Origin of the sequence: Pseudomonas sp. p106 (assembly GCF_003936645.1) — a bacterium.
Taxonomy (GTDB): domain Bacteria; phylum Pseudomonadota; class Gammaproteobacteria; order Pseudomonadales; family Pseudomonadaceae; genus Aquipseudomonas; species Aquipseudomonas putida_E.
Genome location: NZ_RHQR01000004.1, coordinates 1 through 16,491 on the forward strand (window position 1 = coordinate 1; position 16,491 = coordinate 16,491).

Genomic DNA, 16,491 nt, shown 5'->3' on the forward strand with positions numbered 1-16,491 from the left:
CAAGATCCCGGCACTATTCGGAAATTCCCGGGGCTGCTTCGCACCCCTTTCGCGACACAAGGCCGCTCCTACAGCGAGCGGTGTGCTTACTCAGCCCTCGTGGCAAACGTGCCCGTCGACCACGGTGTAACGCACCGCGCCGGGCAGGCAGTGGCCGATGAACGGGCAGTTGTCGCCGCGCGAGTACCACTGCTCGCCGGCAACCGTCGAGGCCTTGGCATCGAACAGCACCAGGTCCGCCGAGCCACCGACCTTGAGTTCACCCGCCGGCAGGCGCATGGCGGCCGCCGGGCCGCTGGTCAGGCGGGCGAGCAGGGTCGGCAGGTCGAGCAGGCCGTCTTCCACCAGCGTCATGGCCAATGGCAGCAGCAGTTCGACGCTGCTGATACCGGGCTCGGTGGCACCGAACGGGGCCAGCTTGGCATCGCGTTCGTGCGGCTGGTGATGGCTGGAGATCGCCTGGATCACGCCCGATCTGACCGCTTCGCGCAGGCCATCGCGGTCGGCGGCGCTACGCAGTGGCGGCTGCACGTGGTAGAGGCTTGAGAACTCCCGTAGCGACTCGTCGGTGAGGATCAGCTGGTACAACGCCACATCGGCGGTCACTGGCAGGCCGAGTTGTTGGGCCTGGGCGATCAGCCGCGCGCCACGGGCGCTGGTGATCTGGGTGAAGTGCGCACGTACGCCGGCCTGCTCGACCAGCAGCAGGTTGCGCGCCAGGGCAACGGTCTCGGCGGTTTCCGGGATGCCGGGCAGGCCGAGGAAACTGGCCATCGCGCCTTCATGGGCCAGGCCGCCCTGGGCCAGGTCGCGGTCCTGGGAGTGGAAGACCACGGTCAGGTCGAAGGTGGCAGCGTATTCCAGGGCACGGGCCAGGGTACGGTTGTTGGGGATTTCTTTCAGGCCGTTGCCGAAGGCTACGCAACCGGTGTCACGCAGGGCGACCAGTTCGGCCAGTTGCTCGCCTTCCAGGCCCTTGGTCAGGGCGCCGATGGGGTAGACCTTGCTGTTGCCGGCTTCGCGGGCGCGGTCGAGGATCAGCTCGGCCACTGCCGAGGTATCGAGCACCGGCTTGGTCTGCGGTGGGCAGCACAGGCTGGTGACGCCTCCGGCCACGGCGGCGCGGGTTTCACTGGCAATGGTGCCCTTGCGGCTGTAACCCGGCTCGCGCAGCGATACACCGAGGTCGACCAGGCCGGGTGCGGCGATCAGGCCATCTGCCTGGATTGTACGGCTGGCGCTGAAGCCAGCCGGGGCCGCGCCGATGGCGGCAATGCGGCCACCGTCCAGGTGCAGGTCGGTGACGTGGTCCAGGCCACTCTTGGGGTCGATGACCCGGGCGCCAAGAATGCTGAGGGTCACTGGGCGTTCTCCTGGTCGAGTTGACGTTGCGTGTTCTGCCCGCTCATGGCCATGGACAGCACCGCCATGCGCACGGCGATGCCGTAGGTGACCTGGTTGAGGATCACCGAATGCTTACCGTCGGCCACCGCCGACTCGATCTCCACGCCGCGGTTGATCGGCCCCGGGTGCATGACGATGGCGTCCGGCTTGGCGCCGGCAAGGCGCGCGGTGGTGAGGCCGAACAGGCGGTAGAACTCACCCTCGCTGGGCAGCAGGCCGCCGGCCATGCGTTCACGCTGCAGGCGCAGCATGATCACCACATCGACGTCCTTCAGGCCTTCTGTGAGGTCGGTGTAGACCTTCACGCCGTACTGCTCGATACCGATCGGGATCAGGGTTTTCGGGCCGATCACGCGGATGTCCGGGCAGCCCAGCGCCTTGAGCGCGAGCATGTCGGAGCGGGCCACACGCGAGTGCAGGATATCGCCGACGATCGCCACGGACAGGTTCTCGAAGCTGCCTTTGTGGCGGCGGATGGTCAGCATGTCGAGCATGCCTTGGGTCGGGTGCGCATGGCGGCCGTCACCGCCGTTGATCACCGCGACATCCGGGCATACATGCTCGGCGATGAAGTGCGCGGCACCCGAGTCGGAGTGGCGCACGACGAACATGTCGGCGGCCATGGCTTCGAGGTTGCGCAGGGTGTCGAACAGGGTTTCGCCCTTGCTGGTCGAGGAGGTCGACACATTCAGGCTGATCACGTCGGCCGACAGGCGCTGGGCGGCCAGTTCGAAGGTGGTGCGGGTGCGGGTCGAGTTCTCGAAGAACACGTTGCACACGGTCTTGCCGCGCAGCAACGGGACTTTCTTGACGGCCCGTGCGCCGACTTCGAGGAACGAGTCGGCGGTGTCGAGGATCTCGGTGAGCAGTTCGCGGGGCAAACCGTCGAGCGAGAGAAAGTGGCGCAGCTGGCCCTGATCATTGAGCTGCAGCGGGCGCTTGGCGTCGATTGGCGTCATCGCGAGTGGACTCTTAAAGGGCGGAAGCGGTGGCGAGGTCCTGGCGCTCGAGTGCGAGCGGTGCGGGGCCGGTCAATTTTACCCGTTCATGGGCCGCCAGCGACAGGGTGGCACCCAGCACGTTGGGGCGGATCGGCAGTTCGCCGGCGTCCAGGTCAAGCAGGCAGACCAGGGTCACGCTGGCCGGGCGGCCGTAATCGAACAGTTCGTTGAGCGCGGCGCGAATGGTGCGGCCGCTCATCAGCACGTCGTCGATCAGCACCAGGTGCTGGCCTTCGACCTCGAACGGCAGCTCTGACGGGCGCACTTGAGGGTGCAGGCCGTTCTGGCTGAAATCGTCGCGGTAGAACGACACGTCCAGGGTGCCCAGCGGGCTGGCATCGGCCAGTTCCTGCTGCAGGGCCTGGGCTACCCAGACGCCGCCGGTGCGGATGCCGATGTAACGCGGCTCGGTGATGCCGCGGCGGGCGAGATGGGCGCGAAGGTCGACAGCCATCTGCCGGATCAGATCGGCGGGATTGGGTAGGCTCATTGCGTGTCTCCTGGAGGGCGCCGGGTTGGCCCGACGGCAAAGCGGAAAATTAGGTATTGGCCTCCAGCCAGCCTTGCAGCAGCAGGGCCGCGGCGATGGCATCGACCGGGTTGTCACGGTAACTGCCGCGCTGGCCGCCGCGGGCCATGCGCTCGCCCTTGGCCTCGAAAGTGGTCAGGCGTTCGTCGTGGGTGTGCACCGGCAGGTTGAAACGGCCGTTGAGGCGGCGGGCGAACTTTTCGGCGCGGGCGCTCATTTCGCTTGGCGTGCCGTCCATGTTCAATGGCAGGCCGACAACGATGGCATCGGGCTTCCACTCATTGATCAGTTTTTCCACCTGGGCCCAGTCCGGCACGCCATTCTGCGCTTTGAGCGTGCACAGTTCACGTGCCTGGCCGGTCACTACCTGGCCGACGGCCACACCGATCTGTTTGCTGCCGTAGTCGAAGCCCAGCAGCAGGCGCAGCTCGGCCATCAGGCGTGGCCCGCCTGGCTGGTCAGCAGGCTGAGGTTGATGCCCAGGCTGGCGGCTGCGGCCCCCAGGCGCTGTTCACTGGCCAGGCCAAAAATGATGTCCGCATCGAACGGGCAGTTCAGCCAGGCGTTATCGGCGAGTTCCGCCTCCAGTTGCCCGGCTTCCCAGCCGGCATAGCCCAGGGTGATCAGGCTCTTTTGTGGCCCTACGCCCTCGGCGATGGCGAACAGCACATCCTGCGAGGTGGACAGCGACAGGCCTTGCAGCTCGACAGTGGCCTGGTAGCTGCATTCGCTGCTGTGCAGTACGAAGCCGCGGTCGGTCTGCACCGGGCCGCCCTGGTAGATCGGCACCTGCAGGGTGCTGGCCGGCGGTTCCTCGTCCGGGCGCAACTGCTCGAGAATGTCCGCCAGGTTCAGCTCCTGAGGTCGATTGACCACCAGGCCCATGGCGCCATTGGCGTTGTGCTCGACGATGTACGTGAGGGTCTGGGCAAAGTTCGGATCGGCCATGTGCGGCATGGCGATCAGGAACTGATGCTTTAGGTAGCTCGGGGCGAGGTTTTTCATGGGGGATAGTGTGGCGCCAGGTGGCGAGGCTGACAAGGCATTCGAGCTTGCAGCTTGCAGCTCAGTTACTGGAAAGCCGATCCCCACGGGCAAACCGCCAGGTACGGATGATTTCCAGTCGGTCGTATTCCGCCAGGTCGCCGGTAAACGGCGCAAACGGCGCCGCCAGCCGCACGATGCGTTGGGCGGCCTGGTCCAGCACCGGCTGCCCGGACGACTCGAGCACCAGCACCTCATAGAGCGAGCCATCACGGTTGATCGACACCATCATCCGCAGGTTGCCGTAGATCTGCTGGCGGCGTGCTTCGTCGGGGTAATTGAGGTTGCCCACCCGCTCGACCTTCTTGCGCCACTCCTCCTTGTACCAGGCGCCCTTGTCGCGCATGGTCGAGGCGGCGTTCAGGCGGTGGATGCGCGGGCGCTTGGCGTACATCTGCTGTTCGTTGGACAGCTCGGCCTCGAGGCTGGCGATCTGGCTCGACAGCTGCGAACTGTCGAAATCTGGCGTTGCGGCCGGTTTGGGCTGCGGCTTGCTTTCCTTTGGCTTGGGCTCGACCTTCTGCGCCTTGGGGGCTTGGGTGGCCACGGCGGATTTTTGCGGCGCAGGCGGCGGTTTCACCTCAGGTTTTGCCGCCGGCGGCGGGGTGACCTTGTTGATCTTGCTGTCCTGGAACGGCGCGATCTCAGTGGTGGTGGGTACCGCCTTCTTCTCCAGTGTGCCGCTGCCTTGCTGGTTGGCCTGGGCCTGGAAATCGGCCTTCTCGGGCGGCTTCTCGCTTTTGAAGGTGGCCAGGGTGATATCCATGGTCTGGCGGATTTCAGCCGGCTTGACCACGGTAAAGCCCACGCCGAGGATCAGCGCCAGGTGCACCAGGGCAGCCAGGAACAGGGTAAAACCAAGCCGGTCCACCGGGCGAACGCGGGGTGGAAGCAGGTCGGCGGGGATGTCGGCGGGCAGCGTCATCAGGTATCCACAGTCAGCTACAAGCTACAAGCCGCAAGCTGCAAGTAAGGGCAGGTTGGTGCAGGCCGGCTTTTTTTGCGGCTTGCAGCTTGAAGCTTGCGGCTGCGCATCATACCCCACTCTGCGCTTTTGCTCCGCGTCGGCGGTCAGCGCGCCTTCAACTGGCGATCAATGGCATCCATCAGCTTGCCACCGATATCGGTGTTGTAGGCCGCGTCGATCTCGCGGATGCAGGTCGGGCTGGTGACGTTGATCTCGGTGAGGTAGTCGCCGATCACGTCAAGGCCGACGAACAGCAGGCCTTTTGCACGCAGGGACGGGCCGACCTGGGCAGCAATCCAGCGGTCACGCTCGCTCAGCGGGCGTGCTTCGCCACGCCCGCCTGCGGCCAGGTTGCCGCGTGTCTCACCGCTGGCCGGGATGCGCGCCAGGCAGTAGTCGACCGGTTCGCCGTCGATCATCAGGATCCGCTTGTCGCCGTCCTTGATGGCCGGCAGGTAGGCCTGGGCCATGATTTGCTGGGCGCCGAGTGCGGTCAGGGTTTCGAGAATGACCGACAGGTTGGGGTCACCAGCCCGGTGGCGGAAGATCGAGGTGCCGCCCATGCCGTCCAGGGGCTTGAGGATCACGTCGCCATGCTGGGCGGCGAAGGCGCGAATGATGTCCGGGCGGCGGCTCACCAGGGTAGGCGGCGTGCATTGCGGGAACAGGGTGGCGAACAGTTTTTCGTTACAGTCACGCAGGCTCTGTGGGCGGTTGACCACCAGCACGCCTTCGGCTTCGGCCTGCTCCAGCAGGTAGGTGCTGTAGACGAACTCCATGTCGAACGGCGGGTCCTTGCGCATCAGGATCACGTCCAGTTCGGCCAGCGGGCTGTCCTGCTCTTCGCCCAGCTCGAACCAGCGCGCCGGGTCGGCGAACACGTTGAGTGGGCGCATCCGCGCGCGGGCCTTGCCTTCGGCCTGGTACAGGTCGCGCTGTTCCATGTAGAACAGGCTCCAGCCACGGGCCTGAGCGGCCAGCAGCATGGCCAGCGAGCTGTCCTTCTTGTAGGAGATGGACGCGATGGGGTCCATGACAATGCCGAGGCGAACGCTCATGGGGGTGGTTCCTCTTGGCGGCGGGTAGCCGCGACGAATCGAAAGAAAAGTGGCTCAGGGTGGCGCCGCGAACGCCGCGGGTCAAGGGGCGCGGTAGATGGAATGGCCACCCGGAGTGTGCTAAAAATGAGCTGCAAGCCTTAAGCTACAAGCCTCAAGAAAAGCCAGCCATGTGCCAGTCCGCCTTTTCTTGCAGCTTGACGCTTGCATCTTGCAGCTCAATTTTTTCTGGTAGGCATCTATGGAACAACCCCTGAAGGTGATGGTGATCGACGATTCACGCACGATCCGCCGCACTGCGCAGATGTTGCTCGGTGAAGCAGGCTGCGAGGTGATCACCGCCAGCGACGGTTTCGATGCCCTGGCCAAGATCGTTGACCACCAGCCACAGATCATCTTCGTCGACGTGCTCATGCCGCGCCTGGATGGCTATCAGACCTGCGCCGTGATCAAGCACAACAGTGCCTTCAAGGACATCCCGGTCATCCTGCTGTCGTCGCGTGACGGCCTGTTCGACAAGGCGCGCGGGCGGGTAGTCGGCTCCGATCAGTTCCTGACCAAACCATTCAGCAAGGAAGAACTGCTCGACGCGATCAGGGCCCACGTGCCCGGGTTCGCCGCGCACGAACAACACGCACCCTGACCACGCCCGAGGTGGCGTGGTTTTTATTTTCCTGATGGGGAAACAGCATGGCCCGAGTTCTGATTGTCGACGATTCGCCGACAGAGATGTACAGATTGACCGAGTGGCTCGAAAAGCATGGCCACCAAGTGCTCAAGGCCAACAACGGCGCTGACGCTGTGGCCCTGGCCCGCCAGGAAAAGCCCGACGCGGTGCTGATGGACATCGTCATGCCCGGCATGAACGGCTTCCAGGCCACCCGGCAATTGAGCAAGGACCCGGAAACCAGCGCAATTCCTGTGCTCATCGTTACCACCAAGGACCAGGAAACCGACCGTATCTGGGCGCAGCGCCAGGGTGCGCGTGGCTTCGTCACCAAGCCGGTGGAAGAACACGCCCTGATCGCCAAGCTCAACGAAGTGCTGGGCGCTTGACCACCCGCCCCCAAGGCGCGTCGCTGACCGCCTTCGAGCTGTTGCTGGACATCGACCGGCGATGCCGACTGCTGGTTGCCGACCAGCCGCCGCAGGACACGCGCCTGCAGCAATGGAGCGGTATCGGTTTTCGCGTTGCCGGGCAGTGGTTCGTCGCGCCGATGGGCGAGGTGGCCGAAGTGTCGCGCGAGCCACGCAGCAGTCGGGTGCCGGGCGTACAGCCTTGGGTTTGCGGGGTAGCCAACCTGCGCGGCAGGTTGTTGCCGGTGATGGACCTGAGCAGCTTTTTCGGCCTCGGTCCCGCGGCAACGGGCAAGCAGCGGCGCGTGCTGGTGCTGGACCATGAGGACCTGTTCGTCGGCCTGCTGGTGGACGAAGTGCTCGGCCTGCAGCATTTTGCCCTGGATACCCTGGAACTTGCGCCGCCACAGCCGCTGATTCGCGCCGCTGCACGGTTCGTTCAGGGGCATTTCCCGCGTGAGCGCAACTGGGCCATCTTCAGCCCCTTCGCCCTGGCCCAGGCGCCGGGCTTTCTCGACGTGGCGCTATAGGACATTCGAACGTGAACAAGCCGGCCACCAATGTCGCCCCTACCAGCATGACCCCGCGCACGCGCAGCATCGCTCAGATCACTGTGCTGTTCGTGGTGCTGATCCTTTCGATCATCCTGCTGTTCGCCAATTTTGCGTACCTCAACACCCAGTCCAATCACGACAAACAGTACATCGGCCATGCCGGCGAGCTGCGCGTGCTGTCGCAGCGCATCGCCAAGAATGCCACCGAGGCTGCAACCGGCAAGGCGTTGGCTTTCAAGCTGCTTTCGGATGCGCGCAACGATTTCGAGCAGCGCTGGAGCTACCTGCGCGAAGGTGACAAGTCCACTGGCCTGCCAGCGGCGCCCGCCGCCGTGAAGGATGAAATGGAAGCGGTGCGCCAGGACTGGGAAAACCTGCGCAAGGACACCGATATCATCCTGGCCAGCGAGCAGACCGTGCTATCGCTGCATCAGGTGGCGGCGACCTTGGCCGAAACCGTACCGCAGCTACAGGTCGAGTACGAGAAGGTTGTGGAGGTCTTGCTGCAGAGTGGGGCTCCGGCCAGCCAGGTGGTGGTGGCCCAGCGCCAGTTGCTGCTCGCAGAACGCATTCTGGGGTCGGTCAACACGGTGCTGGCTGGCGACGACGCAGCCGCCCAGGCCGCCGATGCCTTCGGCCGCGATGCCAGCCGGTTTGGTCAGGTGCTCGAAGGCATGCTGGCGGGCAACCCGGCGATTCAGGTGACACGCGTCGAGGATGCCGACGCACGTGCGCGCCTGGCCGAAATCGCCGAACTGTTCCAGTTCGTCGCCGGTTCAGTCGATGAAATCCTCGAAACCTCGCCCGAGCTGTTCCGCGTTCGCGAAGCGGCCGGGAACATTTTCAGCCTCTCGCAAACATTGCTCGACGAAGCCTCGCACCTTGCCAACGGCTTCGAGAACCTGGCAGCCGGGCGTACCCTCGATACTGTGGGCGGGTATGTTCTGGGGCTGCTGGCGCTGGCCTCGATCATCCTGATCGGCCTGGTGATGGTGCGGGCAACCCATCGTCAACTGCAGGAAACCGCCGAGAAGAATGAGCGCAATCAGCAGGCGATCATGCGCCTGCTCGATGAGATCGAGGAGCTCGCCGACGGTGACCTGACCGTGACCGTGTCGGTGACCGAGGACTTCACCGGTGCCATCGCCGACTCGATCAACTATTCCGTCGACCAATTGCGCGACCTGGTGGCCACCATCAACCACAGCGCCGAGCAAGTGGCTGCCGCAGTGCAGGACACGCAAAACACTGCCCGCCAGCTGGCCAAAGCTTCAGAGCACCAGGCCGAACAGATCAGCGAGGCTTCCGAGGCGGTGGGTGACATGGTCGAATCGATCGACCGGGTTTCCGCGCATGCCTACGAATCGGCCAAGGTGGCCGAGCGTTCGGTGGCGATCGCCAACAAGGGCAACGAGGTGGTGCATAACACCATCAACGGCATGGACAACATCCGTGAGCAGATTCAGGACACCGCCAAGCGGATCAAGCGTCTGGGTGAGTCTTCCCAGGAAATCGGCGACATCGTCAGCCTGATCGACGACATTGCCGATCAGACCAACATTCTCGCATTGAATGCCGCCATCCAGGCCTCGCTGGCGGGAGAGGCCGGCCGAGGGTTTGCCGTGGTGGCCGATGAAGTCCAGCGCCTGGCTGAGCGTTCGTCTTCGGCGACACGGCAGATCGAGGCACTGGTGCGCACCATTCAGGCCGATACCAACGAGGCAGTGATATCCATGGAACAGACCACCGCCGAGGTGGTGCGCGGTGCACGCCTGGCGCAGGACGCCGGGGTGGCGCTGGCCGAAATCGAGGGGGTGTCGCAGAACCTCGCCGAACTTATCCACAGCATCTCCGACGCCGCCCAGTTGCAGACCTCTTCGGCAGGGCAGATCTCCCACACCATGTCGGTGATCCAGCAGATTACCGCGCAGACCTCCGCTGGCTCCGGCGCAACCGCCGACAGTATCCGCCACCTGGCGCGAATGGCCAGCGAGATGCGCCGCTCCGTGTCCGGTTTCACCCTGCCTGCACCTGCCGAGCGGCGCTGAGGAGTCATGATGGCTGCAGCAGTAAGCCCCGAGCGCCACGATACCGTCGCCCTGGCCTGGACCAAGGCGGCCATCCTCGATTGCCTGGGCCAGGCACGCCAGGCCCTTGAGCGCTTTGCCGGGGAGACGGACGATTTGTCCATGCTGGCGTTCGTGGTGGATAACCTGCACCAGGTTCACGGCTGCCTGCGCATGCTCGAACTGCGCGGTGCAACGCGCCTGGCCGAAGAGCTGGAGTTGCTGGCCAGGGCCTTGGCCGAGGGCCAGGTCAGCCCCCGCGGCGACTGCCTGGGCCCGCTGTTCCGCGGCCTTGAGCAACTGCCCTCGTACCTGGAGCGGCTGCGCGGAGCGCGGCATGACTTGCCGTTGGTCATGCTGCCGCTGCTTAACCAGTTGCGGGCTTGCAGGGGGGTAGAGCCCTTGGCTCAAGGCAGCCTGGTCAGTGGTGCGGCGCAGCGCTTTGCAGGCTCGGACGACCTGGCCAATCTAGACCTGTCGCTGGGCAATTGGCGTGAGCAGGTTCAGGCAGGGCCTGGGCGTGACGCCCTGCGTTCGGTGATCAGCGCATTGTGCGACGACCTGATGCGTATCAAGGAGCGTCTGGACCAGTTCGTACGCGGGGATCGTCAGCACAGCGAACAGCTGGACGCCCTGTTGGCCCCCTTGCGTCATGTAGCCGATACCCTTGCGGTCCTGGGCTTTCAGCAGCCTCGGCGGGTCATCATCGATCAGGTACTGGCCCTGCAGGCGTTGGCCCAGGGTGAACGCGTGGCGGATGACGCCGCACTCATGGATGTGGCGGGCGCCTTGTTGTATGTGGAGGCGAGCCTCAATGGCATGGTCGGCCCGCTGGAGCAGGGCGGGCAGGGCGGCTTGCCCGGCTCGGACCTGGCCGAGATTCGCCAACTGGTGTTGAACGAGTCGATGAACGTGTTGCAGCAGGCCAAAGACCTGATCGGAGATTGCCTGGAGTCCGGTTGGCCGCGTCAGCGCCTGCAACCACTGCCGGGGTTGCTGCAGCAAGTGCGAGGGGCGTTGGCGATGCTGATGCTGCCGGCCGCTGCCGAAGTCTTGGCCGGTTGTGCAGGTTACGTGCACGGCTGGTTGCAGCACCTGGACGTCGAGCCGCCGCCGGAGGAGCTTGACCACCTGGCCGATGCCCTCAGCGCCAGTGAGTGTTACCTGCAATGGCGGGTGGCCGACCCTCTTGCCGATGCCCAACCTTTCCTCGACAGGGCGCGCGCCAGCCTGGCGGCGCTCGGTGTGCGATGCTCGCTTGGCGTCATTGCCCAGGACGGCAGTACCGACGGGGTTGATGACGAGTTGCGCGAGGTTTTCCTTGAAGAGGCCGGCGAGCTGCTGCCACAGATCGAGCGGCACTGGTTGCGCTGGCGCGCTGATAACAGCCTGCGGGATGCCTTGCTGGAGGTGCGCCGGGACTTGCATACGCTCAAAGGCAGTGGCCGGATGGTCCATGCCCAGGCGGTTGCCGAATTGGCCTGGGGCGGTGAGCACCTGCTCAACCGGGTTCTGGAAGGGCGTATGGCGCTGGCCCCGGAGGGTGTGGTGGCCCTGCAGCAGGTCGTGGTTCATTTGCCCGACCTGCTGGCTGACTTTGCCGCCGGCCAGATGCCACAGGTGACCGAGATCGAGCAGCTGGCGAGCCATCTGCATGCGCTGGCGGAAAACGATTCGCCGGCAGGTGCCGAAATCGATGGCCTCGATCCGCTGTTGCTGGACATATTCCGCAATGAAGCGCAGGGCCATCTGGCCAGCCTGGAGGCATTTCTGCAGGGCGCCGGGGGCCATGACACCGATGTCAGCGACACCCTGCAACGCGCCTTGCATACCCTCAAGGGTAGCGCTGCGATGGCCGGCGTTTTGCCGATCGCCGAGCTGGCCACCGCGTTCGACCGGCTGGTACGCGAATACCGGGGCCACCACTTGCCTTTGCAAATGGCCGAGCTGGAATGGCTGGAAGCGGCGCGCGCACTGTTGCACCTGGGCCTCGCGCAATTGGGCAGCAGCCCGCTGGCTCCCATTCCGGGCGCGGCGCAGTTGATCGAGCAGGTCGGTGAGGCCGTGGACATGCGCTTGGCCAGCTTGCATGAGGAGCCGCAGCATGGGCGCCGGGGCAAGCGTGATCCACAGGTGATCGCCAGCTTCCTCGCCCAGTCGATGGACATTCTGCTGGATGCCGAGGCCCTGTTGTCGCGCTGGCAGGAGCAGCCTGGGCAACGCCAGTCGCTGGACAGCTTGCTCGATGAGCTGACCACCCTCTGTCACGGTGCGCACCTGGCCGACCTGAGGCAGATGGACGATGTCTGCGAAGCGTTGCTGGACCTGTATGGCGCGGTGGAAGAGGGCAGCCTTGCTGCTGATGAACGCTTCTTCGCCCAGGCACGGCAAGCCCATGGGGTACTTCTCGACATGCTCGACGAGATCGCTGCCGGCCAGGAACCGTCCGCCCGCCCAGCCTGCATCGACGGCTTGCGTGGCTTGCTGGACGACGCACTGGCACCCGATGCTACCGGCCTGGTGGCACCCGGGTCGGTCACGCGCCTTGATGGTCCCCCGGCGTTGGCCGAAGAGGCCGAAAACCCGGGCGACAAGGAGCTGCTTGAAGTCTTCCTCGAAGAAAGCTCTGACATTGTTGAAAGTGCCGCCGCCGCGCTTGCGCGTTGGCAGGCCGACCCGCGCAACAGCGCCGAGGTGGACAACCTGCTGCGTGATTTGCACACGCTCAAGGGCGGGGCGCGCATGGTGGAAATCGCCGCCATCGGCGACCTGGCCCACGAACTGGAGTTCTTGTACGAACTGCTGGCTGCCGGGCGCTTGCCGCCTGGTGCCCCGTTGTTCGCTCTGTTGCAGAACTGCCATGACCGCCTGGCGCACATGCTTGACGCTGTGCGCCTGGGGCAGCCGCTGCATGCGGCTACCGCGTTGATCGACTACATCCGCAACTTCAGCAGCGCCGCCCTGACCGACAGCGCTGCCGGGCAGGCCCCGGCCGGGGCTGCACCTGCCGACGCACCTGCCGCTACGCCGGAGCGGGCCCCCGGTGACCTGGTCAAGGTGGACGCCGAACTGCTCGATGACCTGGGCAACCTGGCGGGTGAGCACTCGGTCATCCGTGGGCGTATCGAGCAACAGGTCAATGACGCCCAGTTCGCCTTGAGCGAGATGGAAACCACCCTGGAGCGCATGCGCGACCAGTTGCTGCGCCTGGATATGGAAACCCAAGGGCGAATCAGCAGCCGTCAGCCGTTCGAAGGTGACGCCTACGAGGACTTCGACCCGCTGGAAATGGACCGCCATTCCCAGTTGCAGCAATTGTCACGGGCGTTGTTCGAATCGGCTTCTGACCTGCTTGACCTGAAAGAGACGTTGGCCCAGCGCGCGCAGGAGGCGCAGGCCCTGCTGCAGCAGCAGGCGAGGGTGAACAGCCAGTTGCAGGAAGGCCTCACCGCTACGTTGATGGTGCCGTTCGAGCGCCTGGTGCCGCGCCTGCAGAGGGTGGTGCGCCAAGTGGCCAGCGAGTTGGGCAAGCAGGTCGAACTGGTGGTCGGCAATGCCGAAGGTGAGCTTGATCGCAGTGTGCTCGAACGTATGGTTGCACCTTTGGAGCACATGCTGCGCAATGCTGTCGATCATGGCCTTGAAACCCGTGAAGCGCGCTTGGCTGCCGGCAAGCCTGAGCTGGGCACCATCCAGCTGAATTTGCTCCATGAGGGGGCCGATATCGTCATCGAGATGACCGACGACGGTGCCGGCGTGCCGCTGGAGGCTGTGCGGCGCAAGGCGATCAAGCGTGGCCTGCTGGACCCCCAGGCACACCTGAGCGACCACGAGATACTGCAGTTCATCTTGCGCCCGGGGTTTTCCACCGCAGAGAAGATCACCCAGATTTCCGGGCGTGGGCTGGGCATGGACGTGGTGCACGAAGAGGTCAAGCAACTGGGCGGCTCGATGAGTATCGAGTCGGCGCAGGGCAAAGGTGCGCGCTTTCTGATTCGCCTGCCGTTCACCGTGTCGATCAACCGTGCGGTGATGGTCCACCTGGGTGAGGAGCAATATGCCATCCCGCTCAACACCATCGAAGGTATCGTGCGCGTGCCGCCGGCCGAGCTGGCTCTCTGTTACCAGCGGGATGTGCCGCGCTATGGCTATGCTGGCCATGAATACGATTTGCGCTACCTGGGCGAGCTGCTGCAAGGCCTGCCACGGCCAAGCCTTCTGGGCCAGAGCGTGCCATTGCCGGTGTTGCTGGTGCATTCGCAGGAACAGTCGTTCGCCATTCAGGTCGATAGCCTGTCGCCGAGCCGCGAGATTGTGGTGAAGAGCCTTGGCCCGCAGTTCGCCGCCGTGCCTGGGTTGTCCGGCGCGACCCTGCTCGGTGATGGTCGGGTGGTACTGATTCTTGATCTGCTTGGCCAGTTGCGCGGCCAACAGCGTCGCCTGGCGCGGCTGCCGGGGGGGAGCGGGGTGCAGCGCACGCTGTTCGGCCCGGCGCCGCGCCGGGCGTCGCTGGTGATGGTGGTGGACGATTCGGTGACCGTGCGCAAGGTCACCAGCCGCCTGCTGGAGCGCCATGGCATGAGCGTGCTGACGGCCAAGGACGGTGTCGATGCCATGGCGTTGCTGGAGGAGCACCGCCCGGATGTGTTGCTGCTGGACATCGAAATGCCGCGCATGGATGGCTTTGAAGTGGCCACCCGCATTCGTCGCGACGAGCGCCTCAAAGACCTGCCGATCATCATGATCACCTCGCGCACCGGGCAGAAACACCGCGACCGGGCCATGGCCATCGGCGTCAACGACTACCTGGGCAAGCCGTATCAGGAGTCGGTGCTTCTGCAGAGTATCGCCCATTGGAGCCAAACCCATGCTTGAGTTGATCGCAGGCCAGCGCAGCAGCCTGACCGGCCTGCTGTTGCCCTTGGGCGACCGAACCCTGGTGTTGCCCAATGTGGCGGTGGCCGAGCTGATCGGCCAGCGCAACCTGGTGTGCCAGCGTGCCGAGCCGGCCTGGCACCTGGGGTGGATCGATTGGCGCCAGCAGCACCTGCCGCTGATCGGCTTCGAGGCAGCGTGCGGTGGTGAAACTCCGTGCGGCGAGCGGGCGCGTATCGTGGTGCTGAACGCTTTGGGCGATACCGGGCTGCGATATCTGGCGGTGTTGCTGCAGGACATTCCACGCTCGTGCAAGCTCGACAGCCAGCTCAATTATGTGGATGTGGCGCTGGGTAGCCTGGAATTGGCGGCTGTGCAGGTGGGCGAGCAGGTGGCACGGGTGCCAGACTTGGTTGGGCTGGAAAGGCTGGTGCGTGACGCGCAGCTGCAATGACTGAAGCTGTAAGCTTGCAGCTTGAACCTTGCAGGTGCTTGGGAGGTCTGTGTTTGCATGTATCACGGTGAACGCTTCAACGCTTGGACCCATCTGGTCGGTGCCGTTCTGGCCTGCATCGGCGCCATCTGGCTGATCGTCGCTGCAGGCCTGCAGGGCGACCCCTGGAAGATCGTCAGCTTCTCCATCTACGGCGGCACGCTGTTGCTGCTCTACAGCATCTCGACCCTCTACCACAGCACCCGCGGCCGGGCGAAGGTGATCATGCGCAAGCTCGATCACCTGTCCATCTACCTGCTGATCGCCGGCAGCTACACACCCTTCTGCCTGGTGAGCCTGCGCGGGCCTTGGGGCTGGAGCCTGTTCGGGGTGGTCTGGGGGCTGGCGGTGATCGGCATGCTGCAGGAAATCAAGCCACGCTCGGAGGCGCGGGTCCTATCGATCATCATCTATGCGGTGATGGGGTGGATCGTGCTGGTGGCGGTCAAGCCGCTGCTGCAAAGCCTGGGCACCGCCGGCTTTGCCTGGCTGGCGGCGGGTGGTGTGTTTTACACCGTGGGCATCATTTTCTTCGCATTTGACAGCCGATTCCGCCACTGGCACGGCATCTGGCACCTGTTCGTCATCGCTGGCAGCCTGATGCACTTCGTGGCGGTATCGCTCTACGTGCGTTAAAAATCGCCCCACAGCTGTTGCGCCACCGAAAGGGCCACCACCGGCGCTGTTTCAGTGCGCAACACGCGTGGGCCAAGACGGGCAGCTTGGAAGCCTGCCCCCTTGGCCTGTTCGACTTCGGCATCGCTCAAACCACCCTCGGGGCCAATCAGGAACGCCAGGCGTGCCGGTTTTTCATGACTGGTCAGCGGCTCTGCGACAGGGTGCAAGACCAGTTTCAGGTCAGCATCGCTGCCCTTGATCCAGTCGGCCAAGGTCACCGGTGGGTGGATGATCGGCAGCGTCGAGCGGCCGCATTGCTCGCAGGCGCTGATCGCGACCTGGCGCCAGTGGGCGAGGCGCTTGTCGGCGCGCTCGTCTTTGAGGCGCACTTCGCAGCGTTCGCTGACGATCGGGGTGATTTCATTGGCGCCCAGTTCGGTGGCCTTCTGGATGGCCCAGTCCATGCGCTCGCCGCGGGAAAGGCCTTGGCCGAGATGAATGTGCAATGGCGACTCGGCCTGGCCGGCAACAGCCTGGTCGAGGCTGACGCGCACGGTCTTCTTGCCCACTTCGAGCAATTGGCCCAGGTATTCCTGGCCGCTGCCGTCGAACAGTTGCACGGCAGCGCCGGGGGCCATGCGCAGTACGCGGCCGATATAGTGGGCCTGGGCTTCGGGCAGGTCGTGCTCGCCGAGGCTCAGGGGGGCGTCGATGAAGAAGCGGGACAGTCTCATGTTTCTGCTCAGGAAGAAGGTTGGACATCGTCCTTGTAGGCGCGGCCTTGTGTCACCAAAGGGCCGCACAG

Annotated in this window: 15 protein-coding genes; 7 read left to right on the top strand and 8 right to left on the bottom strand. The window is 64.7% G+C overall.

Annotation, left to right across the window (positions count from 1 at the left end):
- Positions 1-90: 90 nt before the first annotated feature.
- The 7 genes from EGJ09_RS06275 to gshB form a co-directional block, all read right to left on the bottom strand.
- Positions 91-1,362: a dihydroorotase gene (locus EGJ09_RS06275; protein ID WP_046785023.1), complete on the bottom strand. Its 1,272-nt coding sequence runs from the start codon at positions 1,360-1,362 to the stop codon at positions 91-93.
- Positions 1,359-2,363, bottom strand: a complete 1,005-nt coding sequence (locus tag EGJ09_RS06280) for an aspartate carbamoyltransferase catalytic subunit (RefSeq protein ID WP_012312408.1) — start codon at positions 2,361-2,363, stop codon at positions 1,359-1,361. The genes EGJ09_RS06275 and EGJ09_RS06280 overlap by 4 nt, the downstream gene beginning before the upstream one ends.
- Positions 2,364-2,376: 13 nt before the next feature.
- The gene (pyrR, locus tag EGJ09_RS06285) at positions 2,377-2,895 is read right to left on the bottom strand and encodes a bifunctional pyr operon transcriptional regulator/uracil phosphoribosyltransferase PyrR (protein WP_046785024.1); all 519 of its coding nucleotides are present in this window, start codon (positions 2,893-2,895) and stop codon (positions 2,377-2,379) included.
- 49 nt (positions 2,896-2,944) lie between these two features.
- Positions 2,945-3,370 (bottom strand): Holliday junction resolvase RuvX, encoded by a 426-nt coding sequence (gene ruvX, locus EGJ09_RS06290; RefSeq protein ID WP_012312410.1) that lies wholly within the window; start codon positions 3,368-3,370, stop codon positions 2,945-2,947.
- Entirely contained in the window at positions 3,370-3,939 is a 570-nt protein-coding gene (locus EGJ09_RS06295; RefSeq protein ID WP_046785025.1) for a YqgE/AlgH family protein, read from the bottom strand. The genes ruvX and EGJ09_RS06295 overlap by 1 nt, the downstream gene beginning before the upstream one ends.
- A gap of 61 nt (positions 3,940-4,000) precedes the next feature.
- Positions 4,001-4,903 (bottom strand): energy transducer TonB, encoded by a 903-nt coding sequence (locus EGJ09_RS06300; protein ID WP_046785026.1) that lies wholly within the window; start codon positions 4,901-4,903, stop codon positions 4,001-4,003.
- Between the two features lie 146 nt (positions 4,904-5,049).
- Positions 5,050-6,003 (bottom strand): glutathione synthase, encoded by a 954-nt coding sequence (gene gshB / locus EGJ09_RS06305; RefSeq protein ID WP_125923464.1) that lies wholly within the window; start codon positions 6,001-6,003, stop codon positions 5,050-5,052.
- Positions 6,004-6,244: 241 nt separating this feature from the next.
- Between gshB and EGJ09_RS06310 the strand changes: the two genes are divergently transcribed.
- Genes EGJ09_RS06310 through EGJ09_RS06340 form a run of 7 tightly spaced genes read left to right on the top strand, consistent with a single transcriptional unit; the run spans position 6,245 to position 15,704 of the window.
- Complete coding sequence (locus tag EGJ09_RS06310; RefSeq protein WP_039602038.1) at positions 6,245-6,646, top strand: PleD family two-component system response regulator; 402 nt, start codon at positions 6,245-6,247, stop codon at positions 6,644-6,646.
- A 47-nt stretch (positions 6,647-6,693) separates the two neighbouring features.
- Complete coding sequence (gene pilH, locus EGJ09_RS06315) at positions 6,694-7,059, top strand: twitching motility response regulator PilH (RefSeq protein ID WP_012312415.1); 366 nt, start codon at positions 6,694-6,696, stop codon at positions 7,057-7,059.
- Positions 7,056-7,610 (top strand): chemotaxis protein CheW, encoded by a 555-nt coding sequence (locus EGJ09_RS06320; RefSeq protein ID WP_046785027.1) that lies wholly within the window; start codon positions 7,056-7,058, stop codon positions 7,608-7,610. Before pilH ends, EGJ09_RS06320 begins: the two co-directional genes overlap by 4 nt.
- A gap of 47 nt (positions 7,611-7,657) precedes the next feature.
- On the top strand, positions 7,658-9,682 hold the full coding sequence (locus tag EGJ09_RS06325; RefSeq protein ID WP_218176341.1) for a methyl-accepting chemotaxis protein: 2,025 nt from the start codon (positions 7,658-7,660) through the stop codon (positions 9,680-9,682).
- 9 nt (positions 9,683-9,691) lie between these two features.
- Entirely contained in the window at positions 9,692-14,575 is a 4,884-nt protein-coding gene (locus EGJ09_RS06330; protein ID WP_115273418.1) for an Hpt domain-containing protein, read from the top strand.
- On the top strand, positions 14,568-15,029 hold the full coding sequence (locus EGJ09_RS06335; protein ID WP_012312419.1) for a chemotaxis protein CheW: 462 nt from the start codon (positions 14,568-14,570) through the stop codon (positions 15,027-15,029). Before EGJ09_RS06330 ends, EGJ09_RS06335 begins: the two co-directional genes overlap by 8 nt.
- 57 nt (positions 15,030-15,086) lie before the next feature.
- Positions 15,087-15,704 (top strand): hemolysin III family protein, encoded by a 618-nt coding sequence (locus tag EGJ09_RS06340; RefSeq protein WP_125923465.1) that lies wholly within the window; start codon positions 15,087-15,089, stop codon positions 15,702-15,704.
- Here the strand turns inward: EGJ09_RS06340 and EGJ09_RS06345 are convergent.
- Complete coding sequence (locus EGJ09_RS06345) at positions 15,701-16,420, bottom strand: 16S rRNA (uracil(1498)-N(3))-methyltransferase (RefSeq protein ID WP_115273420.1); 720 nt, start codon at positions 16,418-16,420, stop codon at positions 15,701-15,703. The genes EGJ09_RS06340 and EGJ09_RS06345 overlap by 4 nt on opposite strands.
- Between the last annotated feature and the right edge of the window lie 71 nt (positions 16,421-16,491).

Coding starts and splice junctions, on each gene's coding strand:
- gshB (WP_125923464.1), bottom strand. CDS start 6,003: ATGAGCGTTCGCCTCGGCATTGTCATGGACCCCATCGCGTCCATCTCC.
- EGJ09_RS06340 (WP_125923465.1), top strand. CDS start 15,087: ATGTATCACGGTGAACGCTTCAACGCTTGGACCCATCTGGTCGGTGCC.
- pilH (WP_012312415.1), top strand. CDS start 6,694: ATGGCCCGAGTTCTGATTGTCGACGATTCGCCGACAGAGATGTACAGA.
- EGJ09_RS06280 (WP_012312408.1), bottom strand. CDS start 2,363: ATGACGCCAATCGACGCCAAGCGCCCGCTGCAGCTCAATGATCAGGGC.
- EGJ09_RS06295 (WP_046785025.1), bottom strand. CDS start 3,939: ATGAAAAACCTCGCCCCGAGCTACCTAAAGCATCAGTTCCTGATCGCC.
- pyrR (WP_046785024.1), bottom strand. CDS start 2,895: ATGAGCCTACCCAATCCCGCCGATCTGATCCGGCAGATGGCTGTCGAC.
- EGJ09_RS06300 (WP_046785026.1), bottom strand. CDS start 4,903: ATGACGCTGCCCGCCGACATCCCCGCCGACCTGCTTCCACCCCGCGTT.
- ruvX (WP_012312410.1), bottom strand. CDS start 3,370: ATGGCCGAGCTGCGCCTGCTGCTGGGCTTCGACTACGGCAGCAAACAG.
- EGJ09_RS06345 (WP_115273420.1), bottom strand. CDS start 16,420: ATGAGACTGTCCCGCTTCTTCATCGACGCCCCCCTGAGCCTCGGCGAG.
- EGJ09_RS06325 (WP_218176341.1), top strand. CDS start 7,658: ATGACCCCGCGCACGCGCAGCATCGCTCAGATCACTGTGCTGTTCGTG.
- EGJ09_RS06310 (WP_039602038.1), top strand. CDS start 6,245: ATGGAACAACCCCTGAAGGTGATGGTGATCGACGATTCACGCACGATC.
- EGJ09_RS06335 (WP_012312419.1), top strand. CDS start 14,568: ATGCTTGAGTTGATCGCAGGCCAGCGCAGCAGCCTGACCGGCCTGCTG.
- EGJ09_RS06330 (WP_115273418.1), top strand. CDS start 9,692: ATGGCTGCAGCAGTAAGCCCCGAGCGCCACGATACCGTCGCCCTGGCC.